This window comes from Streptomyces hawaiiensis (assembly GCF_004803895.1).
In the GTDB taxonomy this organism is placed as follows: Bacteria; Actinomycetota; Actinomycetes; order Streptomycetales; family Streptomycetaceae; genus Streptomyces; species Streptomyces hawaiiensis.
Genome location: NZ_CP021978.1, coordinates 3,079,141 through 3,102,976, shown reverse-complemented (window position 1 = coordinate 3,102,976; position 23,836 = coordinate 3,079,141). Strand labels below are relative to the sequence as shown.

General features: G+C 73.2%; 18 protein-coding genes. 10 read left to right on the top strand and 8 right to left on the bottom strand.

Features of this window, described 5'->3' with window-relative positions:
- Window positions 1-46: 46 nt before the first annotated feature.
- On the top strand, window positions 47-583 hold the full coding sequence (locus tag CEB94_RS14250; protein WP_033314199.1) for an HNH endonuclease: 537 nt from the start codon (window positions 47-49) through the stop codon (window positions 581-583).
- A gap of 89 nt (window positions 584-672) precedes the next feature.
- On the opposite strand, the gene CEB94_RS14245 is transcribed toward CEB94_RS14250, so the two are convergent.
- From CEB94_RS14245 to CEB94_RS14230, 4 genes are all read right to left on the bottom strand, one after another.
- Entirely contained in the window at window positions 673-2,028 is a 1,356-nt protein-coding gene (locus CEB94_RS14245) for an FtsX-like permease family protein (RefSeq protein WP_175432580.1), read from the bottom strand.
- Entirely contained in the window at window positions 2,025-2,711 is a 687-nt protein-coding gene (locus CEB94_RS14240) for an ABC transporter ATP-binding protein (RefSeq protein WP_175432579.1), read from the bottom strand. Before CEB94_RS14240 ends, CEB94_RS14245 begins: the two co-directional genes overlap by 4 nt.
- On the bottom strand, window positions 2,708-3,241 hold the full coding sequence (locus CEB94_RS14235; protein WP_175432578.1) for a PadR family transcriptional regulator: 534 nt from the start codon (window positions 3,239-3,241) through the stop codon (window positions 2,708-2,710). Before CEB94_RS14235 ends, CEB94_RS14240 begins: the two co-directional genes overlap by 4 nt.
- A gap of 78 nt (window positions 3,242-3,319) precedes the next feature.
- Window positions 3,320-6,172 (bottom strand): glycoside hydrolase family 84 protein, encoded by a 2,853-nt coding sequence (locus CEB94_RS14230; protein ID WP_175432577.1) that lies wholly within the window; start codon window positions 6,170-6,172, stop codon window positions 3,320-3,322.
- A 224-nt stretch (window positions 6,173-6,396) separates the two neighbouring features.
- On the opposite strand from CEB94_RS14230, the gene CEB94_RS14225 reads away from it, so the two are divergent.
- From CEB94_RS14225 to CEB94_RS14215, 3 genes are all read left to right on the top strand, one after another.
- Window positions 6,397-6,654 carry a hypothetical protein gene (locus CEB94_RS14225; protein WP_175432576.1) on the top strand — a complete coding sequence of 86 codons (258 nt, stop codon included), beginning with the start codon at window positions 6,397-6,399 and terminating at the stop codon, window positions 6,652-6,654.
- Window positions 6,655-8,739, top strand: a complete 2,085-nt coding sequence (gene malQ / locus CEB94_RS14220) for a 4-alpha-glucanotransferase (RefSeq protein ID WP_175432575.1) — start codon at window positions 6,655-6,657, stop codon at window positions 8,737-8,739. It begins immediately after the preceding gene.
- A 63-nt stretch (window positions 8,740-8,802) separates the two neighbouring features.
- Window positions 8,803-9,090 carry a hypothetical protein gene (locus CEB94_RS14215; RefSeq protein WP_175432574.1) on the top strand — a complete coding sequence of 96 codons (288 nt, stop codon included), beginning with the start codon at window positions 8,803-8,805 and terminating at the stop codon, window positions 9,088-9,090.
- 56 nt (window positions 9,091-9,146) lie between these two features.
- Here the strand turns inward: CEB94_RS14215 and CEB94_RS14210 are convergent, their stop codons facing one another.
- Window positions 9,147-9,659, bottom strand: coding sequence for a MarR family winged helix-turn-helix transcriptional regulator (locus CEB94_RS14210; RefSeq protein WP_175432573.1), 513 nt, complete (start codon window positions 9,657-9,659; stop codon window positions 9,147-9,149).
- 106 nt (window positions 9,660-9,765) lie between these two features.
- On the opposite strand from CEB94_RS14210, the gene CEB94_RS14205 reads away from it, so the two are divergent.
- Entirely contained in the window at window positions 9,766-10,707 is a 942-nt protein-coding gene (locus CEB94_RS14205; protein WP_246111794.1) for an EamA family transporter, read from the top strand.
- A gap of 370 nt (window positions 10,708-11,077) precedes the next feature.
- On the opposite strand, the gene pepN is transcribed toward CEB94_RS14205, so the two are convergent.
- Entirely contained in the window at window positions 11,078-13,657 is a 2,580-nt protein-coding gene (gene pepN / locus CEB94_RS14200) for an aminopeptidase N (RefSeq protein WP_175432572.1), read from the bottom strand.
- Window positions 13,658-13,828: 171 nt separating this feature from the next.
- Here pepN and CEB94_RS14195 point away from each other — a divergent pair, with 171 nt between their 5' ends.
- Window positions 13,829-14,311, top strand: a complete 483-nt coding sequence (locus CEB94_RS14195; protein ID WP_175432571.1) for a DUF1203 domain-containing protein — start codon at window positions 13,829-13,831, stop codon at window positions 14,309-14,311.
- A 14-nt stretch (window positions 14,312-14,325) separates the two neighbouring features.
- Here the strand turns inward: CEB94_RS14195 and CEB94_RS14190 are convergent, their stop codons facing one another.
- On the bottom strand, window positions 14,326-15,342 hold the full coding sequence (locus CEB94_RS14190; protein WP_175432570.1) for an aspartate-semialdehyde dehydrogenase: 1,017 nt from the start codon (window positions 15,340-15,342) through the stop codon (window positions 14,326-14,328).
- Window positions 15,343-15,691: 349 nt separating this feature from the next.
- Between CEB94_RS14190 and CEB94_RS14185 the strand changes: the two genes are divergently transcribed.
- On the top strand, window positions 15,692-16,309 hold the full coding sequence (locus CEB94_RS14185) for an RNA polymerase sigma factor (RefSeq protein ID WP_381104599.1): 618 nt from the start codon (window positions 15,692-15,694) through the stop codon (window positions 16,307-16,309).
- Window positions 16,310-17,141: 832 nt separating this feature from the next.
- Window positions 17,142-17,744, top strand: coding sequence for a hypothetical protein (locus CEB94_RS14180; RefSeq protein ID WP_175432569.1), 603 nt, complete (start codon window positions 17,142-17,144; stop codon window positions 17,742-17,744).
- Between the two features lie 54 nt (window positions 17,745-17,798).
- Here the strand turns inward: CEB94_RS14180 and CEB94_RS14175 are convergent, their stop codons facing one another.
- On the bottom strand, window positions 17,799-21,110 hold the full coding sequence (locus CEB94_RS14175; RefSeq protein WP_175432568.1) for a S8 family serine peptidase: 3,312 nt from the start codon (window positions 21,108-21,110) through the stop codon (window positions 17,799-17,801).
- Window positions 21,111-21,335: 225 nt separating this feature from the next.
- Between CEB94_RS14175 and CEB94_RS14170 the strand changes: the two genes are divergently transcribed.
- On the top strand, window positions 21,336-21,794 hold the full coding sequence (locus CEB94_RS14170; RefSeq protein ID WP_246111793.1) for an NUDIX hydrolase: 459 nt from the start codon (window positions 21,336-21,338) through the stop codon (window positions 21,792-21,794).
- Window positions 21,795-22,036: 242 nt separating this feature from the next.
- Complete coding sequence (locus CEB94_RS14165) at window positions 22,037-23,797, top strand: TIGR03767 family metallophosphoesterase (RefSeq protein ID WP_175432567.1); 1,761 nt, start codon at window positions 22,037-22,039, stop codon at window positions 23,795-23,797.
- The last annotated feature ends 39 nt before the right edge of the window (window positions 23,798-23,836 follow it).

Sequence of the window (23,836 nt, the reverse complement as noted above, 5' to 3'; positions counted from 1 at the left end):
TCGTCCCGGCGCGAGCCACGCGCCGCCGGCGTCCAAGGAGGCATCCGTGCCGCATGTCCTGGTCCTCAACGCGTCGTACGAGCCGCTAGGCGTCGTACCGCTCCGCCGCGCGCTCGTCCTCGTCCTCGAGAACAAGGCCGTATGCCTCGAGGAGTCCGGCGCCTATCTGCACAGCGCGACCGTCACAGTCCCCGCACCCAGCGTGGTCCGGCTCAAGCGATTCGTGCGGGTTCCCTATCGGGGGCCCGTTCCACTGACCCGCCGGGCGCTGTTCGCCCGCGACGGGGGCCGGTGCATGTACTGCGGTGGCGTCGCAACCAGCGTCGACCACGTGATTCCGCGCAGCCGCGGAGGCAAGCACGTCTGGGACAACGTGGTGGCGTCCTGCCGCCGCTGCAACCATGTGAAGGCCGACCGGCACCTCTTCGAGATCGGCTGGCGGCTGCGCCACAAACCCGCCCCGCCGTCCGGCCTGGCCTGGCGCATCATCGGGACCGGCCATAGGGATCCGCGCTGGTTGCCGTACTTGCAGCCGTACGGCGCGGAGGACGCCATGGCCCGGATCGACGGCATTTCCGCCTGACGACGATCCGGGCCTTCGTATTGCCGCGTGCGGCCGGCCGACCCGGGGAACCCCCGTTCCCCCGGGCCGGTCCGACAAGGGGGGCGCCTCTACGCGTACCGCAGTTCCCCCGGGCGGACCGATCGGCGCAGCAGAGGCAGCGTGGTGGCCGCGGCCAGCAGGCAGGCGGCGTAGACGGCGATGGGGACCAGGACGATCGCCCAGGGGACCGGGCGGTCGGCGAGCAGCGCGTACCACGTGCCGATGGCCGTCCCGCCCAGGCCCGCGAGCAGCACCGCGGGGGCCAGCGGCAGCGCGGTCTCCAGCAGCAGCGCTCGGCCGAGCACCGCGTGCGGCACCCCCGCGGCGGTCTGCGCGGCCAGACCTCGGCGGCGGGTCGCCAGGGACTCGGCGGTGCCGACGGCGAGGCCGGACAGCGTGATCGCGAAGGCGACCGCGATGGCGGCGCCCGTGAGGTCGACGCCGGTGGTGTAGTAGTCCGCGTTCGCGGTGAGGCTGTCGCGGGAGTGCACCACATCCAGGAGCACCTGCCGGATGCCCATGAAGCCGGTCCCCACCACCGTCACCAGCAGCACCGCCGCGTGCGTACGGGCAGCGGCCCAGGGGTCCTCGCGCAGCCGTTCCGCCGCGATCAGCGTCGCGGCCGACCGGGCCCGGACCGCGAGGACCCGCCCGGTCGCCTTCGCGGCGGCCCCGGAGAACCACACCGCGCCCGCGCCGACCGCGAGGATCACGCCCATCAGCGTCAGTGGAACCCCGCCGTCCGGCCGGTTGGAAGCCGCCGGGGACGTGGTGGCCACGGTGAGCAGCGCCATCGCCGCGACCAGCAGTACCCCCGCCAGGAACAGCAGCCCGGGCCCGCGCCCGCCGCGCGGCCCGACCCGGCGGACCCAGCCGAGGGGCGAGGCCACCACCCGGCGCAGCGCCAGCGCGCCCGCCGCGGCGCCCAGCAGCGGTACGGTGACGGCGACCAGGACGATCCCCGCCCAGGTCAGGGCCGTGGGCCGGTCCCACAGACGCAGCAGGAGCAGCACGGAGAACAGGGTGGCGACCGCCGAGCCCAGCAGACAGGCCGGCCCGGTCTCCAGCGCGGCGATCCGCCGCACCTGCCAGGGCGTGGCCCCGGCCAGCCGCAGCCCGGCCAGCCGCCGGTCGCGGTGCACCGCCCCGATCCGGGCGCACTGGCCGAGGAACCCGAGCACCGGCACGAGCAGGAGCAGCAGGCCGACGATCACGCCGGACCGCGTGCCGGGCTCGTCCAGCAGCCCCGCGGCGACGGGCACCCGATGCCAGCCACGCAGTGATGCCAGGACGACGGCGGCCAGCGCGAACCCCGTCGCGAGCGCCGCCCCCGTCGCGGTGAGCGTCACCCGCCACCACTCGCCGCGGCCGGAACCCCGGGTGAGTTCCCAGGCGAGGCGCAGATCGGAACGCAGGGCTTTCACGCCGTCACCCCCAGCGCCGCGACGGCCCCGTCCCGCAGCTGGACCTCCCGGTCCGCATACGCGGCCACCCGGGCGTCGTGCGTGATCAGCAGGACGGCCGTGCCCGACTCGCGGGCCGTGTGTACCAGGGACGTCATGACCTGCTCGCCGGCCAGGGAGTCCAGCGCCCCCGTCGGCTCGTCGGCGAAGACCACCCTCGGCCCGGTGACCAGGGCCCGGGCCAGCGCGGCCCGTTGCGCCTGGCCGCCGCTCAGCTCGCCCGGCCGCAAATCCTCCTGGCCCCGCACCCCGAACCGCTCCAGCCACTCCCCGGCCGCGGCCCGGGCATCGGTCCGGTCGGTGCCGGCCAGCAGCAGGGGCAGGGCGACGTTGTCCAGGACCGTCAGCTCGGGGATGAGCTGCCCGAACTGGAACACCACGCCGAACTCGGTGCGCCGCAGTTCGCTCAGCCGCTTCTCGGGCAGCTCCTCCAGCCGCCGGCCGTCGTACGTCACCGAGCCGGCGTCCGGGCGGACGATGCCGGCCAGGCAGTGCAGCAGTGTCGACTTCCCGCTGCCGCTCGCGCCGGTCACGGCGAGGATCTCGCCGGCGTGCAGCTCGACCGACGCGCCGCGCAGGGCGGGGGTCGGGCCGTGCGCTTTGGTGAGGCCACCGGCCGTGAGAAGGGGCACGGGTCTGCTCATGCTGGGTCGACCTCCGCGGTCAGGGTGGTGAGCCGGGCCGCCGTGGTGCTCATCCAGCGGAGGTCGGCGTCGAGGTGGTTGAGGGCGTAGTCGGCCGAGAGCACGGTCGCGAGGTCCGCGCCCTTGGCGGCCTTGACCGCCGTGAGCTCCCGCATCCGCTCCATGTGCGCGGTGCGCTGGGCGCTCAGGTACCCGGCCGGGTCGCCGCCCGAGAGGATCGCGACCACGACCTTGGCGAAGATCTCGTTCGCCACGAAGGGCGCGGGCGGCGCGATCTCCCCGGCCCACCGGGCCAGTTCGTGCGTCCCCTCGTCCGTCGCCCGGTACGTCGTGCGCTCCGGGCCGCCGTCCGAGTCGGTGCCGTCGACCTCGGCGAGGCCGTCCCGTACGAGGCGCTGGAGGGTCGTGTAGACCTGGCCGTAGGCAAGCGGGCGGGCCTGCGGGAAGCGTTCGTCATGGCGTCGCTTGAGGTCGTAGCCATGGCTCGGACCTGTCGCGAGCAGGCCCAGCAGGATGTGGCGGGTGCTCATGCCGATCATTATGCACTGAGTATATGTACTGAGTGAATAGTGAGGGGCGGCCGGGTCCGTCGCCGTGCCTCGAAGGGCTCACTCCGAGACGGCGTACGCCTCCGCCGACCACAGCGAATACCCGTACGGGGTCGCCCGCTTCTCGCCCTGCACGCGCACGAAGCGCACGTCCCGCTCGTCCATGCGGACGTCCTCCCGGCCGCCCCGGCTGTCCCGGACCGTGGCGGCGGTGCGCCAGCGGCGGCCGTCCGGGGAGACCTGGACGCGGTAGGACGCGGGGTGGGCGTCCTGCCAGTGCAGCGCGATGCGGCCGAGTCGCGCCGGGCGGGCCAGCTCGACCTGCCACCAGGCGCCGTCGTCGACCGGGGACGACCAGCGGGTCTGCGGATCGCCGTCGTTGGCCGCCGACGCGGGGAAGTCGGGCGTCTCGTCGCCCGAGGAGCGGGCGGTGCCGGTGCGGGCCAGGTCGGGGCCGCCGGTGGGCGTGACGGCGCGGACGGTGAGCGTGCGGTCCGCTCCCGCGAACCCCAGCCGGACGTCGTACGACCGCATCGGGGTGCCGCGCTCCACGGTCACCTCGACCGGGACCTCCACCGTCGTGCCGCGCCGCACGGTCAGCTCGCCCTCCGGCACCCGGACCCGGACGCCCTCGGGCGCCTCGGCGGTGAGCCTGCCACGGGCGTCGGCGGGGCGCAGCGACCCGAGCCGGGCGGTCAGCCGCTCCGTCCGGCCGGTCTCGAGGTCCGCCCGGTCGCGGGGCAGGCCGAGGGAGACGGCGGGGGAGTCCGTGAACCAGGGGATGAGGTGGTGGACGCGGGAGGGTGCGGGGCCGGTGATCCGCAGGGCGTCGGCGCGCGCCGACAGCCGCACCTCGGTCGCCCCGGACCCGTCCAGCCGGCCCGCCTCCCGCCAGCCCTGCCCCGGCACGTGCAGCTCGACGCCGCCCTCGGTGCCGGGTTCGGTCAGGGCCGTCACGGCGGTCAGCGCCCGGGGCTGCGGGAAGCGCAGGGTGCGGCCGCCGCCGGGGTTGCGGGGCGGCTCGTGGTGGATGCCCGACCAGGCCGCGTACGACTTCTGCGCTCGCTGCAGGAAGGGGTCCAGCACGTCCCCGCCGACCTCGACCGGCGCCGACTCCAGCCGGTCCCGCAGCGCGCCGAGCCTGCGGTACGCCGTCCAGGCCGCCGCCGCGTCCCCGGCGCGCTGCGCGTCCAGCATGCCGAGCGCGTCCGTGCCCGCCTCGCCGTAGGACGCCAACTGCTCCGCCCAGGGGGCGACCTCGGAGCCGAGGCCGGTTCCGGACAGCCGCCGGGGCAGTTCGCGCAGCACGGTGAAGGCCTCGCGCAGCCGACGCGCGGCGTCGCCGCCGGTGCCCTGGCCGCCCGCCGTGCGGGAGCGCCAGTACGCCTCGGTCAGCGGGCGCAGATACGCCGACTCCGAGTCGTCCAGGACCGACGACGCGTCGTTGCCGGCGAGCGCGGCAAGAGCCTGCTCGCGGCGCCGGTCCCCGCCCGCCAGGTCGGCGATCGCCGCGCGCCAGGACTCACCGGGGCGGTAGGCGCGCGGGTTCCAGGCGTAGTCGGCGGCGGTGAACAGCGGGATGCGGGACGCCTCCGGCTGCTGCATCGCGTTGGCGAGCAGGGCGGCCGAGCCGGTCGCGACGGCCGGCTCCCGGCCCCGGTACGGGCCGAGGAAGATACGGCCGGGGTCGTAGTCGTTGACCGGGTAGTTGTCCATCGTGACCAGCGGGTGCCCGAACGCCTCGCGGGCGTCGGCCAGTTCGCCGCCCGTGATGGTGCGGGGCACCACCCCGACGCCCGTCCAGGCGACCTCCACGCCCGCGGCCAGCTCGCTCGCCAGCGCCCGCCGGTAGTCGGTCGTGCCGTCCTCGTAGTACTCGGTCGGCATCAGGGACAGACCGGCGGCGCCCGGGTGCCGTGCCGCCAGGTGCCGGGCCACCGCGTTCGCCACCCGGGCCTGTGCCCGCGCCGCCGCCTCGGGGCCGGAGCCGAACCGGTCGGCGTCCGCCCCGCAGTGCCACTCGCTGTAGCTGACGTCCTGGAACTGGAGCTGGAACGCCCGGAAGCCCAGCGCCCACATCGCGTCCAGCTTGCGCGTCAGCGCCCGCACATCGGCGTCGGAGGCGAAGCACATCGCCTGGCCCGGGGCCACCGCCCAGCCGAGCGAGACGTGGTTGCGGCGCGCCCGCTCGGCCAGCTCCCGGAACCGGGTCCGCTGCCGCTCCGGGTAGGGCTCACGCCAGCGGGCCTGCCGGTAGAGGTCGTCCCCCGGGGCGTACAGGTAGCGGTTCTGCTTGGTGCGCCCCATGAAGTCCAGCTGCGCCAGCCGCTGCCGGTGCGTCCAGGCGGTGCCGTAGAAGCCCTCGGTGATGCCGCGTACGGCGGTGCCGGGCCAGTCGCGGACCACGGCCGCGGTGATCGTGCCGTCGGGTCGAAGGAGCTGCCGCAGCGTCTGCACGGCGTGGAAGAGGCCGTCCTCGCCGGTGCCGGTGAGGGAGACGCCGTCCCGGCCCACGGACAGCTCGTATCCCCCGGAGGGCAGGGCGTGGCGGTCGCCCCGGCGGACGGGCTCCGTCCGTGCCCGCACGGCCAGGGTCCCCGGTCCGGCCGTGTCCGTGATCCGGCGGGCCCCGGCCCGCCGCAGCAGCTCGCGCAGGGTTTCGACCGCGTGGGTGTCCGCGTGTGTGCCGGTGACCAGAGCGACCTCGTCCGGCACCGCGACCGGGGCGCCGTTCGCGCGCAGCGACTGCGGGCGTGGCCAGACGGAGAGATCCGGGCCGGCGGTCTCGGGGGCCGGTGTCGCGGCCGTGCCGGGGGCGGGCGGAGCCGCCATCGCGGCGGGCGGGGCGACGAGGCTCCCGGCGACGACGGCGACCGCCAGGGCCGCGGCCCGCTTCCCACGCCGCAGTCCCACAGGCCCCCTCCAGATGCGTTCGACCGGCGGAACGAGCCCACCACCCGTCCGGTGGAGGTGTCAACGAGAGTGGCCGTTGCGAGTGAAATGTCGGAATCTGGACTGTGTGGAGGGGAGCGGAGTGTGAGCAGAAGCACGATGTTCGGCCTGGGGCGTCTGCCTTCGCGTCGACTGGGTAGGGCTGCGATGACCCGTTGAGAGCCGTACGCGACAAGGAGGCCCCCGTGGCTGCGATGACTTTCCTCCCGCTCCCGGCCCCGTCCAAACCCGTGGCGGACCCGTCCGCCGACCTCGACGCCCCTCACCACGACGACCCGCGCTACTGCGTCTTCAGCTCCGAGAGCACCCACACCGAACTGCCGCTGACCAGCGAGCCCCCGCTGCCCGACGCCGAGCCCCTCACCAGTGAGCCGCCGCTCGCCGAAGCCGCCCCCCTGACCAGCGAGCCCCCGGCCTTCGTCCCGGACCTCACGAGGATGTAGATGACCGCACCCCGGCCGGCCGACCCGCCCTCCGAGGACCTGTCCCGCCTCGCCGCCCTGCACGGCGTCGCCACGTCCTACAGTCCGTCCCCGGACCGCGAGGTCGCGGCCTCGGGCACCGCGCTCACCCTGACCCTGGCCGCTCTCGGCGTGGACGCGAGCACGCCCGGCGCCGTCCGCGCCGCGCTCGCGGCCCGCGAGCGGGAACGGGGCGAACGGCTGCTGCCCCCGACCGTGGTCGGCTGGAGCGGCAGCCCCCCGGCCGCCCTGGCCGCGCTCCCCGAGGGAACCCGGCTGCGGATCGACACCGAGCAGGGCGAGAGCCGCGCCTCGGCGGACGGCCTGCCACCCGGCGTCCACCGGCTGACCGCCGCCACCCCCGACGGCCGCACCGCCACCGCCCACCTGATCGTCGCCCCGCCCCGCCTGCCCACCCCCACGGGGCGCTCCCACGGACTCCTCGTCCAGCTCTACTCCCTGCTGTCGCGCCGCTCCTGGGGCATGGGCGACCTCGGTGACCTCGCCGAGCTGGCCGGCTGGGCCGGGCGGTCGCTCGGCGCCGGGTTCGTCCAGGTCAACCCGCTGCACGCGGCCGTGCCCGGAGCCCCCACCGACCCCTCCCCGTACCGCCCCTCCTCGCGCCGCTTCCCCGACCCCGTGCACCTGCGCATCGAGGACGTCCCCGAGGCCGCGTACGTCGACGACCCCGAACGCCTGCGCGCCCTGCTGGAGCGAGCGGGCCGGCTGCGCGAAGCGGTGCTGCACCAGGGTGCGTTGATCGACCGGGACGCCGTGTGGGAGCTCAAGCGGGAGGCGCTGGAGCTGCTCGGCGAGGTCCCCCTCGGGCCCGGCCGGCGCGCCGCCTACTGCGACTTCCTCGCCGGGCAGGGCCAGGCCCTGGAGGACCACGCCACCTGGTGCGCGCTCGCCGAGGTGCACGGCTCGGACTGGCACCGCTGGCCGACCGGCCTGCGCGATCCGCGGTCGGCCGAGACGACCCGGGCCCGCAACGGCCTCTTGGACCGGGTCGACTTCTGGTCCCGGCTCGCCTGGCTCACCGACACCCAGCTGACCGCCGCGCAACGCGCCGGGCGCGAGGCCGGGATGCCGGTCGGGATCGTGCACGACCTCGCGGTCGGCGTACACCCCGGCGGCGCCGACGCCTGGGCACAGCAGGAGTACTTCGCCGCCGGCATGTCGGTGGGCGCCCCGCCGGACGCCTTCAACGCCCGCGGGCAGGACTGGGGCCTGCCGCCCTGGCGCCCCGACCGCCTGGCCGAGTCCGGCTACGCCCCGTTCCGCGAGCTGCTGCGCGCCCTGTTCCGCTACGCCGGCGCCCTGCGCATCGACCACGTCATGGGCCTGTTCCGCCTCTGGTGGGTCCCGCAGGGCCACCCGCCCACCGAGGGCACCTACGTCCGCTACGACGCCGAGGCCATGCTCGCCGCCCTCGTCCTGGAGGCCTCCCGGGCCGGTGCGCCGGTGATCGGCGAGGACCTCGGCACCGTCGAGCCCGGCGTCCGTGAGGCGCTGCGCGAGCGCGGGGTGCTCGGCACGTCGGTGCTGTGGTTCGAACGGGACTGGGAGGGCGACGGCCGTCCCCTGCCCCCCGACAGCTGGCGGGCCGACTGCCTGGCCACCGCCACCACCCACGACCTGCCCTCCACGGCCGCCCGCCTCACCGGCGAGCACGTCGAGCTCCGCGACAGCCTGGGACTGCTGACCCGCCCGCTGGAGGAGGAGCGCGCCGAGGCCGCCGCCGACGCGGGGGAGTGGCTGTCCCTGCTCTCCCGGCTCGGCCTGCTGCACGGCACGGGCGGCGGCAGCGACACGTCGTCGGAGGAGGCCGAGATCCAGGCCGTCCACCGCTTCCTGCTGCGCACCCCGGCCCGCATGGTCGGCGTCTGGCTCCCGGACGGCGTCGGCGACCGGCGCCCGCAGAACCTCCCCGGGACCTGGGACCAGTACCCGAACTGGCGCCTGCCGATCGCGGACGCGCAGGGGCGGCCGGTGACGCTGGAGGACCTGACGGCCTCGCCGCGGCTGCACGCGCTGATGGAGGTGCTCAGGGACGGCGGCGCTTGAGACAGGGGCCTCTTACGGCACCCCGGGCGCGCGTCCCCGGTGGGCGTTGGATACTTTGGCACCGTGGACAAGAAGAACGCCCTGCGCGCCGGCGCCCTGGCAGCCGGTACGACGCTGATGATGCTGCTCATGTCGTCCCCCGCGAGCGCGCTCACCCGCGACGACGGTGACGACCCCGGCCCGGGCCTGAGCGTCATCGAGACGCTGGGCCTCTTCGTCGTGGCCCCGATCGTGCTGTACCTGGTCATCCACGGTCTGGTGATGATCGGCGACAAGTCGCACAAGAAGAAGGACCCGACCAGCTCCAACATCACGACCAAGGCCGACGCGAAGAGCGAAGTCAAGGCCTGATCAGCGTTCCTCGCCGAGGGCGCCGCCGCGATATCCGCGACGGCGCCCTCGGCGTGTCAGGACCTGTCCGTCCCCGTCAGTAGCTCCCGCAGCAGATCGGCCAACTGCCCGGCCCGCTGCGCGCCCAGGGCGGACAGTGCTTCCGTCTGGACCGCCAGCCCCGCTGCGACCGCCTCGTCGACCAGTCCGAGGCCCTCGTCGGTGAGCGTGACGTGCAGCCCGCGCCGGTCGTGCGGGTCGGGGGAGCGGCGCAGCAGTCCGGCCCGCTCCAGTTTGTCCAGCCGCCCCGTCATGCCGCCGGTGGTGAGCATCAGCGTCGCGGAGAGCTGCCGGGGCGAGAGCGTGTAGGGCTCGCCGGAGCGGCGCAGTGTCGCCAGGACGTCGAACTCCCCCCGCGAGATGCCGAACTTCGCGTACGCCTGCCCCACCCGCTCGCCGATCGCGTGCGAGAGCCGGTTGATCCGGCCGAAGACCTCCATGGCGGCGGTGTCGAGGTCGGGCCGGACCGCCGCCCACTGGTCGATGATCGCGTCGACGGGGTCCTTGCGCTGCTCCGGGCGTTCGCTCATGTCACGAGTATCGGCCGCCCCTCGGTCACCCGCAAGAAAGTAGCTTGACTGAAAGTTGCTTAGCGGTAAGCTACTTTCTACCGACCTACTTTGAAGGGGCCCCGCCATGGCCACCTCCCGCGCCGCTCTCATCACCCTCACCGCCCTCGCTCCCGTCTCCTGGGGCACGACCTACGCGGTCACCACCGAGTTCCTCCCGCCCGACCGCCCCCTGTTCACCGCCCTGGCGCGCGCCCTGCCCGCCGGCCTGCTGCTCCTCGCCCTCGCCCGGGTGCTGCCGCGCGGTGCCTGGTGGTGGAAGGCGGTGGTGCTCGGCGCGCTGAACATCGGGGCCTTCTTCCCGCTGCTGTTCCTCTCCGCGTACCGGCTGCCGGGCGGACTCGCGGCGGTCGTCGGCTCGGCGGGGCCGCTGTTCGTGGCCGGCCTCTCGGTGCTGCTGCTCGGGCAGCGGCCGTCGGCGCGCACGCTGGTGGCCGGGGCCGTGGCCGCGTTCGGCGTCAGCCTCGTCGTGCTGCGGGCGGCCGGGGCGCTGGACACGATCGGCGTGCTGGCGGCTGTCGCCTCCACGGCGTCGATGTCGGCCGGCACCGTGCTCACCCAGCGCTGGGGCCGCCCCGAGGGCGTCGGACCGCTGGCCCTCACCGGCTGGCAGCTGACCGCGGGAGGCCTGCTCATCGCGCCGCTCGCCTTCCTGGTGGAAGGTGCGCCACCGGCACTGGACGGCCCGGCGGTCGGCGGTTACCTCTACCTCGCCGTCGCGAACACGGCGGTCGCGTACTGGCTGTGGTTCCGCGGCATCGGCCGTATGACCGCCACCCAGGTCACCTTCCTCGGCCCGCTCTCCCCGCTGACCGCGGCCGTCGTCGGCTGGGCGGCGCTCGGGCAGGCACTGACACCGGTGCAACTGGTCGGCATGGGGCTGGCGTTCGGGGCGACGGTGGCGGGCCAGTTCGTCACCCGGACACGCACGCCGCGAACCCTCGACCGCACCGGGAGGAACGCTCCCATCGAGGCGATGGACGTCCGGGACGGGGCGTTGCGACGGTAGAGACGGATGCTCGGCCGTGGTGGCCCCGGCCGGTCGGGCGCGCGCTGCCCTCGGCCGGTCGGGCCTGTGCCGTCCTCGGCTGGCCGGGCCTGCGGCGTCCCTCGGCTGGTCGGGCCTGTGCCGTCCTCGGCTGGCCGGGCCTGCGGCGTCCCTCGGCCGGTTGGGCGCGCGTTGCCCTGGGCCGGTTGGGGCGCGCGCTGCCCTCAGCCGGTCGGACCCACGCTGCCCGCGCCCGGTTGGACGTGCGCTGCCCCGGACGGTCGAACCCCCGCCACCCCCGGCCGGTTCCGCCGCTACCGCCCCGGCCGGGCCGGGGGCAAGCGAAGGGGTGCCCGGCATACGCCGGGCACCCCACTGCTTCCTTGGACGGTTAGCGGCCGGCCGCCGCGTCCGCCCGCTGGGCCCGCAGGGCGCGTTCGACGCCCGCGCGGGACTCCGAGACCAGCCGGCGCAGGGCCGCGTTCGGCTCGGCGGAGGCCAGCCAGGCGTCCGTCTTGTCCAGGGTCTCCTGGGAGACCTGGACGGTCGGGTAGAGGCCGACGGCGATCTGCTGGGCCATCTCGTGGGAGCGGGACTCCCAGATGTCCTTGACCACCTCGAAGTACCGGTCCGCGTACGGGGCGAGCACCTCGCGCTGGTCGGTCTGGACGAAGCCGCCGATGACCGCCTCCTGCACGGCGTTCGGCAGCTTGTCGGAGTCGACGACCGACGCCCACGCCTCCGCCTTGGCCTCCGGCGTCGGACGTGCCGCCCGGGCCGTGGCCGCGTGCCGCTCACCGGCGGCCGTGCGGTCACGGTCGTACTCGCCCGCGATCTCCGCCTCGTCGAACCGGCCGACCGCCGCGAGTCGCTGCACGAACGCCCACCGCAGCTCCGTGTCGACGACCAGGCCCTCGATGGTCTGCGAGCCGTCCAGCAGCGCGTCCAGCACATCCAGCTGCTCCGGCGTGCGGGCCGTAGCGGCGAACGCGCGCGCCCACGCCAGCTGGTGGTCGCTGCCCGCCGCGGCCGCCCGCAGGTGCGCCAGCGTCGCGTCGGTCCAGCGGGCCAGCAGCGCCTCGCGGGCGGCCGGGTCGGCGTACAGGTCGATCGCCAGCTTCACCTGCCGCTGGAGCGACTGCACCACGCCGATGTCCGACTCCTTGCCGATGCCGGACAGCACCAGGGACAGGTAGTCGCGGGCCGCGAGCTGGGCGTCGCGGGTCATGTCCCAGGCCGACGCCCAGCACAGGGCGCGCGGCAGGGAGGACTCGAAGTCGCCGAGGTGCTCTGTGACGAAGGCCAGGGACTGCTCGTCCAGGCGGACCTTCGCGTACGACAGGTCGTCGTCGTTGAGCAGGATCACGGCCGGGCGGCGCCTGCCCACCAGTTGCGGCACGGCCGTCAGCTCACCGTCGACGTCCAGCTCGATGCGCTCGTCCCGGACCAGCTTGCCGCTGTCGTCGTCGAGTTCGTACAGACCGACGGCGATCCGGTGCGGGCGCAGCGTCGGCTCGCCCTTGGCGCCGACGGGCAGGGCGGGGGCCTCCTGCCGGATCGCGAAGGAGGTGACGACACCGTCGGCGGCCGTCTCGATCTCGGGACGGAGGACGTTGATGCCCGCCGTCTCCAGCCACGCCTTCGACCAGGCCTTCAGATCACGGCCGGACGTCGTCTCCAGGGCGCCCAGCAGATCGGACAGGCGCGTGTTGCCGTACGCGTGCGCCTTGAAGTACGCCTGCACGCCGCTGAAGAACTCGTCCTCGCCGACGTACGCGACGAGCTGCTTCAGGGCGGAAGCCCCCTTCGCGTACGTGATGCCGTCGAAGTTGACGAGCACGTCGTCCAGGTCGTTGATCTCGGCCATGATCGGGTGCGTCGACGGCAGCTGGTCCTGCCGGTACGCCCAGGTCTTCATGGAGTTGGCGAACGTGGTCCAGGAGTGCGGCCAGCGCGACTCGGGGTGGGCCGCCTGGCAGGCGATCGAGGTGTACGTGGCGAACGACTCGTTCAGCCACAGGTCGTTCCACCACTCCATGGTCACGAGGTCGCCGAACCACATGTGGGCCAGCTCGTGCAGGATGGTCTCCGCGCGCACCTCGTACGCCGCGTCCGTCACCTTCGACCGGAACACGTACTGGTCGCGGATGGTCACCGCGCCCGCGTTCTCCATCGCGCCCGCGTTGAACTCCGGCACGAACAGCTGGTCGTACTTCTGGAACGGGTACGCGTAGTCGAACTTCTCCTGGAACCACTCGAAGCCCTGCCGGGTCACCTCGAAGATGGCGTCCGAGTCGAGGTACTCGGCGAGGGAGGGCCGGCAGTAGATGCCGAGCGGGACGGACCGGCCGTCCTTCTCGTACACGCTGTGCACCGAGTGGTACGGGCCGACGATCAGCGCCGTGATGTACGTCGAGATGCGTGGCGTCGGCTCGAACGTCCAGACACTGTCCTGCGGTTCGGGCGTGGGGGAGTTGGAGATGACCGTCCAGCCCTCGGGCGCCCTCACGGTGAACTGGAAGGTCGCCTTCAGGTCCGGCTGCTCGAAGCTCGCGAAGACCCGGCGGGCGTCCGGCACCTCGAACTGGGTGTAGAGGTAGGCCTGTTCGTCGACCGGGTCGACGAACCGGTGCAGGCCCTCACCGGTGTTGGTGTACGCGCAGTCGGCGACGACCCGGAGGATGTTGCGCCCGTGGAGCAGGCCGGGCAGGGCGATCCGGGAGTCCGCGAAGACCTCGGCCGGGTCGAGGGAGTCCCCGTTCAGGGTGACCTCGTGCACGGCCGGCGCCACCAGGTCGATGAACGACTCCGCGCCGTTCTCGGCCGTCACATCGAAGCGCACCGTGGTCACCGACCGGTAGGTGCCGCCCTCCTGCGCGCCGGAGAGATCGAGTTCGATCCCGTACGACTCAACGGCGAGCAGCTGCGCCCGCTGCTGCGCCTCTTCGCGGGTCAGGTTTGTGCCAGGCACGCGGTCATCTCCTCGTTATGGGTGGGTTGCGCCATCTTTCCACGGCGGCTCGGCGTCAGGCGACGACCCGGGCGAGTCCTAGGGATACCCCTCGGGCAGGGTTCTTCGGGGGCGAGCGCGACGTCCGGATTCCGCCGGTGAGCGAGGATCGCGCGAGTGAGTCTGGTGCCCATGACGACCACCGCGTACACCGCACGCCCCATCTCCCCGCGCGCGCTGAAGGAACTGCGCACGACGGACGACGCGGGCCGCCGGACCGACGGCTTCACCGACATCGAGGGCGGCAGCCCGTTGCGCTGCTGCCTGCGCCGCAGCGAGCCGGGCGAACGCATCGCGCTGGTCTCCTACGCGCCCCTGCGCCGCTGGGCGTCAAAGACAGGCGCCGCCCCGGGCGCCTACGACGAACAGGGCCCGGTCTTCATTCACGCCGAGGAGTGCGCGGGCCCGGCCGGCGATGCCCTCCCCTTCACCGGCGCCCACCGCACGCTCCGCCGCTACTCGGCCGAGGGCCACATCCTGGGTGGCCGGCTGGTCCAGGAACCCGGCGGCTTCCAGCAGGCCTTCCTGGAAGCGTTCGACGACCCGGCCGTGGCACTGGTCCACGTCCGGGCCGTCGAGTACGGCTGCTTCCTCTACGAGGTGCGCAGGGGCTGAGAGACGGGCGGGGACTAGCCCTCGAGCTCCGCCGCCACCAGCTCCGCGATCTGGATCGCGTTCAGGGCCGCGCCCTTGCGGAGGTTGTCGTTGGAGAGGAAGAGGGCCAGGCCGTTGTCCACCGTCTCGTCGCGGCGGATGCGGCCGACGTAGGAGGGGTCCTTGCCCGCGGCCTGGAGGGGGGTCGGGATGTCGGAGAGCTCGACGCCCGGGGCGTCCTTCAGCAGCTCCGTCGCGCGCTCCGGGGAGATCGGACGCGCGAAGCGGGCGTTGACCTGGAGGGAGTGTCCGGAGAAGACCGGGACGCGCACACAGGTGCCGGAGACCTTCAGCTCGGGGATCTCCAGGATCTTGCGGGACTCGTTGCGGAGCTTCTGCTCCTCGTCGGTCTCGTTCAGACCGTCGTCGACGATCGAACCCGCCAGCGGCAGCACGTTGAAGGCGATGGGGCGCTTGTAGACGCCCGGCTCGGGGAAGTCGACCGCTTCACCGTCGTGCGTGAGCTTCTCGGCGTCGGCGACGACCTTCTGCGTCTGGCCGTGCAGCTCGGCGACGCCCGCGAGGCCGGAGCCGGAGACCGCCTGGTACGTGGCGACGACCAGGGCCTCCAGGCCCGCCTCGTCGTGCAGCGGACGCAGGACCGGCATCGCGGCCATGGTCGTGCAGTTCGGGTTGGCGATGATGCCCTTGGGACGGTTCTTGATCGCGTGCGGGTTGACCTCGGAGACGACCAGGGGGACCTCCGGGTGCTTGCGCCACGCGGAGGAGTTGTCGATCACCACGGCGCCCTGGGAGGCGACCTTTTCGGCCAGTGCCTTGGACGTGGCACCGCCCGCGGAGAACAGCACGATGTCCAGGCCGGTGTAGTCGGCGGTCGCCGCGTCCTCCACCGTCACGCCGTCCAGCTCCGTCCCCGCGGAACGGGCCGAGGCGAACAGGCGCAGCTCGGTGACCGGGAAGTTCCGCTCCTTGAGGATCCTGCGCATGACCGTGCCCACCTGTCCGGTGGCTCCGACGATTCCGACCCTCACGGTGACTCCCTCTCCTGCGTGTCTTCACGTGCTCGTTGCTTGGCCGAGGCTTTTCCATCATGCGGCCGACCACGGCCCGCCTGTCCACTTCTTTCCCCGGTCTGCCCGGAGAGCGGGACGGTCTGTCCCACTCCATGGTTGCGGACCTGCGGTGTCGACCCCGCTGAGCTGGAGGAATTCGTCCGGCAGGGGTCGTGCGCCGCAAGCTCGCCTGCCCATGCCGGTCCCGGCCACACGGAAGTGTGATGTACGCCTCTGTCGCCCCGGCCGGCACCGGTCAGGAAAACGGCCGAACGTTCCGGGCCGTACCGGCGTCCTAGGAGAAACACGGCGAGGGGGGTGGCTTGTGCTGCTGCGCGGAAGGGCACGGCGCGGCCGGGAGGCGCGTGCCGCGACCGGCGACGATCCGCGGGACGCGGCTGATCCGCCGAGCGGGGCCGATACGTCGGGTACGTCGAGCGAGGCCGATCCGCCGGTCGCGGCCGATCCGCTGGACTCGGCGCAGGAGCGCCGGGTGCGGGCGGTGCTCGTGCTCGGCGGGGTGCCGCAGGCGGACCTGCCGGACGGGGTGCAGCAGGTCCGCCTGAGGCTGCTGGAGCGGGCCGCGAGCGGCCGGGAGGCGCCGCGGGACGTCTCGGCGTGGGCGGCGGTCGTCGCCTCCAACCTGGCCATGGACTGGCACCGGGCCAAACGCCGCCAGGAGCGGCTCGGGGAGCGGCTGGCGGCCCTGCGCCAGCCGGCGCATCCCTCCGGCGAGGACAGCAGCGTGCTGTCCGTCGCCGTCGCCCAGGGCCTGGACGAGCTGCCCGACGCCCAGCGTCAGGTCGTCGTCCTGCGCTTCTACGCCGACCTGCCGGTCCGGTCCATCGCCGAGCAGCTCGGCGTCCCGGAGGGCACGGTCAAGAGCCGGCTGCACACGGCGGTACGGGCCCTGCGCGCCCGCCTGCACGAGGACGAGGTGGTGTGACGTGACCGCCCGGAACGACGACGACCGGCGCCATGGAGAGCGTGGCGGCGGTGATGAGTACGACGGCATGGACGCGCTGATGGCCGTGCTGGTCGGGGACCCCGTCCCGGAGGAGGCCCGCCGGGACGCGGCCTTCATGGCAGCCCATGACTCGGCTGCGGCGGATGTGGCACTGCTCCGGCGACAGCTCGGACTGCTGGGGGACACGCTGGCGGGGGCCGGCGGCCCGGCGGGGCCGACCGCGGTAGCGGCCGACGGCCCGCGCACCGCTGCCCCCACCGTCCCCGGGGCGGCCACCGGTTCACAGGTGAGGGCGTCGTCCGCACGACCGGAGCCGAATGGGATGACCACTGCGCGCACCGGCGGGAACGAGGGTGGCGAATCGCGCGTGTCTGCCGCGTCCGGGCCGGGCGGGGTGTCTGCGGTGGCCGGGGGCGGGGGCGAGGGGGGCGGGAACGAGGGTGGCGAATCGCCGGTGTCCCCGCGGCCGGAACCGGGCGGGTTGTTGGCGGAGCGCCGGGGCGGGGGCGCGGGTGGCGTGTCGCCGGTGTCGGGGGTGTCTGCCGGGTCCGGGTCGGGCGGGGCACCTGAGGCGGCCGGAGGCGGGGACGCGGGTGATGCGGCGCGGGTGTCATCGGGGCCTGCCGGGCTCGCGGTGGGCGGGGGCGCGGGTGGCGTGTCGCCGGTGTCGGGGGTGTCTGCCGGGTCCGGGTCGGGCGGGGCACCTGAGGCGGCCGGAGGCGGGGACGCGGGTGATGCGGCGCGGGTGTCATCGGGGCCTGCGGGGCTCGCGGTGGGCGGGGGCGCGGGTGGCGTGTCGCCGGTGTCGGGGGTGTCTGCCGCGTCCGGGCCGGGCGGGGTGGCCGTGGCGGCCGGGGGCGAGCCGGGCGTGGGCTCGGCCGTCGCCTCGCTGGCCTCGCGGCGGCGCACCCGGCGCAAACCCCTCGTCGTGGCCGCGAAGGGCCTCGTCGCGGCCGTCGGTGCCGGTCTCGTGATCGGCATGGGCTGGCTCGTCACCCAGAGCGGCGGCATGAGCGCCGGGGGCGATCAGGGCGGGTCGGCCGCCGACAGTTCCGTCGCCCGGCCGCAGACCGGTGAGGAGGCCAAGCTCGGTCACGCCGGGTATCTGGCCTGCGCCCGGATCGTCGTCGAGGGCATCGTCACCGAGGTCGAGACCGTTCCCGGTACCGGCCAGGACCGGATCACCCTGGACGTGACGCGCTACTACAAGCCCGACAAGGGCCGGGCGCGGATCACCTTCCCCCTGGAGACCGGCGCCGAGCCCTCGCTCCGAGCCGGTGAACACATGCTCGTCGGTGTCTCCGGCGAGCAGGCCCACCCGGACATGTGGACCACGGGGGAGAAGGAGATCGCCCGCGACCGGGCGTGGATCACCGAGGCACTGCCCGCCTCGCGAACCTTCCCGTGCCCGTAGGAACGGCAAGGGCGGGCGCCCCAACGGACGCCCGCCCCGGTTGCCGCGATACCGCTAAGGCAGAACCTTCTCGATCTTCACGCTGCCCAGGCCCGCGACCGTGCCGCGCGCGTTGACCAGCTGGACCTGGCCGAAGAACTCACGCCCCTCGGGAGCGGCCGCCGCGGCGGTGACGCTGCCCGAGACCGTCGCCGAGTCGCCCGTGCCGAGCTGCACCGGCGCCGAACCGTCGACCGTCACGCTGCCGAGCGAGGCGGAGAAGAACACGTCCTGGTAGTCGTACTCCGTGGTGCCGGCCGGCACCGAGTAGCCGACGACCTCGATCGTGTACGTGCCGGCGGCCGGGGACGGCACGGACACCGACTCCTCCGAGTCGCCGTCGGCGGAGCTGCCGACCTGCGTGCCCGACGCGTCGTACACGGCGAGGTCCAGGTCGGCGGCGTTGTCCGAGACCCCGCCGATCGCGACGTCCAGCGACTTCGCGCCCGCGGGCACCTCGACCGTCGTCGTCTGCGTCTCGCCCTGCTTGATCGAGGGACGGGCCGTCTTGGCCGAGCCCAGCGGCCCGCCCACCAGCTTGCCGTCGAGCGCGGCGAAGCCGTTCGTCACCTTCCAGGAGGCGGCGGCCGGGGTGCCGACCTTCGCCTCGGGGACGGTCACGGTCTCCGGCTCGAAGGCCGCGCCGAGGACGGCGACGTCCAGCTTGTACGGGTTGTCGAGCAGCGGCGACGTACGGCGCGACTCGACCTCGATCTCCCACACGCCCGGCTGCGGGTCCGCGTACGAACGCAGGTCGGGGCGGCAGGTGTTGGCCGGGTTGGAGTAGTTCGGGTAGCAGTTGATCGTCGACGTCGGGTCGGACGGGACGCCGTACGGGTGGATGGAGATGAACCGGGTCTGGCTCTTGTCCTTCAGCCCGCTCATCGCGACCTCGAGGGTCTTCGCGCCCTCGGGGACGGTGACGAAGTAGTGCTGGGTGCTGTTGCGCTGCACCGAGCCCTTCGCGGAGGTCGTGAACTTCAGCGGCGTGGAGACCACGGCCGTGCTGAGGACCTGCCGGTCGATGCCCTCGGTCTTCGGGTCGTCGACCTCCAGGATCGCGCTCTTGATGCCCGCGGACTTCGGCGCGGCCTGGACCTTGACGGTCACCGGCTGGTTCAGCGGCAGCTTCACCTCGTCGGAGCCCACGATGCGGAACGTGCCGCCCGCGTTGTTCTCGAAGTGCAGCTCGTGCCGGATCGCCTTGTCGGCGCCGGACGTACGGGTGATCGTGACCTCGTAGGTCTTCTTCTGGCCGGCCTTCAGGCCGCCCTCACGGTCGTAGAGGCCCGTGCCGTAGCCCGGGGTCTTCAGGAACTGGTCGATCGCGGTGTCGACCGGCGCCTTGACCGTGTAGGAGTGGGCGGTGGCGTCGTCACGGATGGCGTCCCAGGCGTCCTCGATGTTCATGAGGCCCGCGCCCTCCTCGTACGCCTGCACACCCTTGATGTGGTCGGCGGTGGAGGTGAGGGCCGTGCGCAGGGTGGCCGGCGTGAGGTCGATCTTCTTCTGCTTGGCGGCCGAGATCAGCAGCGCCGAGGCGCCCGCGGCCTGCGGGGAGGCCATCGAGGTGCCCTGGAGCATGCCGTAGCCGGCCGGCAGGGAGTAGCCCGCCTCGGCGACCGGCGCGCCCGGCATCCAGGTCTGGATGGTGTTGATCGCCGCGCCCGGGGCGACCAGGGTCGGCGTGAAGCCGCCGTCCTCACGCGGGCCGCGCGAGGAGAACGGCATCATCGCGTACTTCTTCTCCACGACCGAGCCGTAGTTGGCGGCCCAGGTCTGCTTGGAGACGGACGCGCCGACCGAGATGACCTTGTCGGCCAGGGAGGGGTCGCCGATGGTGTTGGCGCCGGGGCCGGAGTTGCCCGCGGAGATCACCAGCTGGACGCCGTAGGTGTCGATGAGCCGCGTGTACAGCTCGGCGCGCGCGTTGTTGCCGTCGTTCAGCGCCGGCAGGCCGCCGATGGACATGTTGACGATGTCGACACCGCGCTTGGTGACGAGGTCGATCATGCCCTCGGTCAGCGCCACGTTGGTGCAGCCGCCGGACCAGGTGCAGGCGCGGGAGGAGACCAGCTTGGCGCCGGGAGCCGCACCGTCCATCTTGCCGCCGAACAGGCCGTTGGCGGCGGTGATGCCGGCGACGTGCGTGCCGTGCTCGGACTCGATGACGCCGATGTTGACGAAGTCGGACTTCTTGCCGACCCAGGAACCGCCCAGCGGGTCCATCGGGACGTCCTTGCGGATCTCCACGACGAACGGCTGCCGCTCGGCGATGTCGGTCTTCGGGTCGTCGGTGCCGAACCACCCGATCTGGTGGCCGTCCTTGTACGGCTTCATCGGGGCGTCGTCGGCGAAGTCGTTGTTGTTGTTCAGGTCGACCCGGACCGTGCCGGTCTTCGCGTCGTACAGCACGCCCCAGGCGTCGGTGGTGTCGCCGTCGCGGTTGGCGTCGCCCGCCGCGTCGCCGCCCGTGGTGTACGACTCCTTGAAGAGGCTGACGGCGTAGGAGCCCGCCGGCGCCTTGTACGACTGGCCCTGGTAGGTGAAGGCCGGGCCGGACACGGCCGAGACCATCGGGCGCCAGGTGTTGTCGTTGTCGATGATCGGGTCGGTCGCCGTCACCCAGTCGACGATCTTCCGCTCACCGGTCGTCGTCTTCTGCAGCGCCGGGTGGCCGAGGTCCACGCCGGAGTCGAGGATGCCGATGGTGACGCCGCGGCCGTCCGCCTTCGGGTGGTCCTCGACGAAGTCGACCGCGCCCGTCTCGAAGGACGGGTTGTACGGGTTCTCGGCCGGGGTCTTCTTCCCCGGAGCCGGGTACGTCCCCTTCGCGGCCTTGGCGCCCTTGGCGGTGTCCGCGCTCGGCGTCGGGTCGTCCAGCGGGATCTCCTCGCGCAGGTCGATGCCGTGCACGGAGGACAGCTTGGCGGCGGCGGCGATCGCCGAGTCCGCCTTGCCCGTCGGGACGGTGGCGCGGACGTAACCGAGCTTGTCGTCGGCCCGGCCCACCGAGCCGCCCTTGACCGCGTCCAGCTGCCCGGCGACCTGCTCGGTCTTCCCGGGCGCGGTGGCGATCATCATCGTGACGGTCTTGTCGCCGTCGGCCTTGGCCTCCGCGAGCAGGTCCGCGTCGTCCGAACCGAGCTTGGCGTGCGCGGACTTGACGCCCGGGTCGGCCGGGGCGTCCGTGCCGGGCCCGTCGGCGGAGAAGGCCAGGGGGATCGGCCCGGCCGCGGAGAGCGCGGCGACGAGGCCGGCGGCCACGGCGATGCGCGCCACACGTCTCGGGCCCGATATCTGATCGCGCGGGGTGGGAGGGGTCATCGGCATCCCTTGTAGGTAAAGGAACGAGCGGGAAGCGACCGGGGCCCGATCGGCCCTGGTCGCACACGGTCCGAACGGCAAGCCCGGACGATCGCACAGCCTTACGCAAGGTGAAGTCCTTTGGGGAGCGTTGACCGAAACGAGATGGATGTATGGGGAAAACCCGCGATGCGATTTGTAAGCATCAGTCCTGAAGGTGGCGAAGAAATCGGTTAACGTCCCGGAGTGCGACAGAAGTTGAGGGTGGCGGCCTACGCCATATGCGTCCGGGACGGACAGATCCTGCTCGCCCGCTCGCCCGCCCAGGACGGCACACCCGAGTGGGTCGTGCCGGGCGGCGGCATGGAGCACGGCGAGGACCCCTACGACACCGTCCGGCGGGAGGTGGCGGAGGAGACCGGGTACCGCATCGAGGTGACCGGACTGCTCGGCGTGAACTCCTCCACCCGCGTCTTCCGCGACGGCCTCGGACGCGCCGTCGAAAACCACGGCGTCCGGTTCGTCTACGAGGGCCGGATCATCGGCGGTGAACTGCGCAACGAGGTGAACGGCTCCACCGACCTCGCCGCCTGGCAGGACCTGGACGCGGTGCCCGGTCTCGTGCGGGTGCCGATGGTCGACATCGCGCTGCGGATGTGGCGGGAGCGCCCGGTCACCGGACGGCTGGCCGACGCCCTGGAGTAGACGGGCCCCAGGTGCAGTACCCCGGAAGATGAACGCCGCGTGACCTGCTCCGGGCCGTATCCGGAGCAGGCGACGACGCGCAGGGTAGTCCAAGATCCACGTACGGTGATCGGCGTTGCCCGTTGCCGCCTCGTTTACGCACAGGTCATTCCCGTTGCCAACGATCCAGTACGAGCGGGGTGTTCACGTCGTGAACGCCCCGCGACCACTGCCGACGCGTTCGCACTCGGGGAGAGAAGCGCATGTCGCGCACACGCTCAGTCGCCGGCTCCGGCCAGGGCATCCACCGTCGTTCCGTCCTCGCCGCCACCGGCGCGGTCGCCCTCTCCGGGGGCGTCGGCTACGCCCTGCGGCCCAGCGACAGCCAGGCCGCCACGGGCACCGAGGAGACCACCGCGGCCGTCGCCGCCTCCTCGCGCCAGGCGCCCGCCGCACCCCTGGCCCCCTACACCAAGGGCACCACCGTGGCGTCCGTCGCCGCCCCGCGCGTCGGCTCCGGCTACCGGCGCCTGGGCGACGGGCCCGGCTGGCAGCGGGTCGTGCGCTCCGAGCTGGCCGCGCCCCGGTCGGGCCGGGCCGGCCGCCGTACCGCGCTCGCCGCCTTCGTGCAGCTCACGGATCTGCACATCATCGACGCCCAGCACCCGCTGCGCCTGGAGTACCTGCGCTCGGCCGACATCCACGCCTGGCGGCCGCACGAGGCGCTGACCGTGCAGGGCGCGATCGCGCTCGTGGAGCGGATCAACGCGCTGCGCGGCGCCCCCGTCACCGGTGCCCCGCTGCACTTCGCCATGACCACCGGCGACAACACGGACAACAACGCCAAGTCCGAGCTGGAGTGGTTCCTGAAGATCATGAGCGGCGGGCGCATCACGCCCAACACCGGTGACCCGCGCCGGTACGAGGGCGTCCAGAACAGCGGTCTCAAGCAGTACTGGCAGCCGGACGCCGCGGTTCGCGACAGCGACAAGCAGGCCGGCTTCCCCCACCTCGACGGCTTCCTGAAGGCAGCCATCCGGGAGGTGCGCAGCCCCGGCCTCAACCTGCCCTGGTACTCCACCGTCGGCAACCACGACTCCCTGCCGATGGGCTGCTACGCCTCGCACGGCGACTCGTACCTCACCGAACTCGCCGTCGGCGGCAAGAAACTGATGGACGTGACCGCGGCCGAGGCGCAGCAGCTCCAGGCGCAGATCAAGAAGGCCCGGGACCCCGAAGGCGTCCGCTACCACGACTTCCTCAAGTCCCACGCCCGCGGCATGCGTTCGGTCACTCCCGACGAGAAGCGCGCGCCCTTCACGTCGGCCGAGTACCTCGAGGCACACCTCGACCCGGCCTACCGCGGCGTCGGCCCGGCCGGCCACGGCTACTCCTCCGCCAACCTGGACGCGGGCACGCAGTACTACGCCTTCCGCATCTCCGACGACGTCATCGGCATCAGCCTGGACACCACCGACTCCGGCGGCCACTACGAGGGGTCCATCGGCACGGCCCAGATGAAGTGGCTCGACAAGACGCTGCGGGACAACAAGGACTCCTACGCGGTGATCTTCAGCCACCACACCAGCAAGACGATGACGAACCTCCGCCGCGACCCGGCCCGCCCCGACGAGCGGCGCCACAACGGCCAGGAGGTCCTCGCCTTGCTCGGCAGTCACCCCGGGGTGCTCGCCTGGGTGAACGGCCACATCCACAAGAACGTCATCACGCCGCACTCCGCGTCCGGCGGGCGCTCCTTCTGGGAGATCTCCACGGCCTCCCACGTCGACTTCCCGCAGCTGGCCCGGGTCATCGAACTGACCGACAACAAGGACGGCACCATCTCCCTGTTCACCACCCTCGTGGAGTCCTCGGCCCCGCACAGCACGGACTTCTCCGACCTCTCCCAGACCGGCCTGGCGGCCCTCTACCGCGAGCTGTCCCTCAACGCCCCCGGCGCGAGCACGACCCTCGGCGGCGACCCGGAGGACCGCAACACCGAGCTGGTGCTCAAGAAGGACTGAATCCCGCTCAACCGTCCGGTACCTGATCAACCCGGGGCC

Coding starts and splice junctions, on each gene's coding strand:
- malQ (WP_175432575.1), top strand. CDS start 6,655: ATGACCGCACCCCGGCCGGCCGACCCGCCCTCCGAGGACCTGTCCCGC.
- CEB94_RS14240 (WP_175432579.1), bottom strand. CDS start 2,711: ATGAGCAGACCCGTGCCCCTTCTCACGGCCGGTGGCCTCACCAAAGCG.
- CEB94_RS14195 (WP_175432571.1), top strand. CDS start 13,829: ATGACGACCACCGCGTACACCGCACGCCCCATCTCCCCGCGCGCGCTG.
- CEB94_RS14175 (WP_175432568.1), bottom strand. CDS start 21,110: ATGACCCCTCCCACCCCGCGCGATCAGATATCGGGCCCGAGACGTGTG.
- CEB94_RS14210 (WP_175432573.1), bottom strand. CDS start 9,659: ATGAGCGAACGCCCGGAGCAGCGCAAGGACCCCGTCGACGCGATCATC.
- CEB94_RS14165 (WP_175432567.1), top strand. CDS start 22,037: ATGTCGCGCACACGCTCAGTCGCCGGCTCCGGCCAGGGCATCCACCGT.
- CEB94_RS14205 (WP_246111794.1), top strand. CDS start 9,766: ATGGCCACCTCCCGCGCCGCTCTCATCACCCTCACCGCCCTCGCTCCC.
- CEB94_RS14235 (WP_175432578.1), bottom strand. CDS start 3,241: ATGAGCACCCGCCACATCCTGCTGGGCCTGCTCGCGACAGGTCCGAGC.